This window comes from Streptomyces sp. URMC 124, assembly GCF_051386455.1.
GTDB lineage: Bacteria > Actinomycetota > Actinomycetes > Streptomycetales > Streptomycetaceae > Streptomyces.
The window spans coordinates 1-257 of record NZ_JBPQTS010000529.1 but is presented as its reverse complement, the minus strand read 5'-3'; the positions used below and the strand labels follow the sequence as shown (position 1 = coordinate 257).

Annotated in this window: 1 protein-coding gene; it reads right to left on the bottom strand. The window is 49.8% G+C overall.

Features of this window, described 5'->3' with window-relative positions; translation table 11 throughout:
* A partial coding sequence (locus ACSNOG_RS33585) for a transglutaminase-like domain-containing protein (protein WP_436756450.1) occupies positions 1-205 on the bottom strand: 205 nt, incomplete at its 3' end.
* Positions 206-257 lie beyond the last annotated feature (52 nt).

The window sequence follows — 257 nt, the reverse complement described above, 5'->3', positions numbered from 1 at the left end:
CGTCAACATAATCCGTTGTCCCCATTACAAGCTTAGTCGGAATGTCCACGCTCCGCAGCATGGATGCGAACAGAGAGGCGTAATCATAACACATGCCTTTTTTCCCTGACAGCGTGCGGTCAATATCGGGAAGATAGTCCGTCAGCTCACTGGATGCGAGTGCTTTGTCGTACCGGATCGTATCGACGATATATTCGTGGATCAACTTTACTTTTTCCTCGTCGGTGTCTGCGGACCGAGTTAGCTTCTTTGCAAGC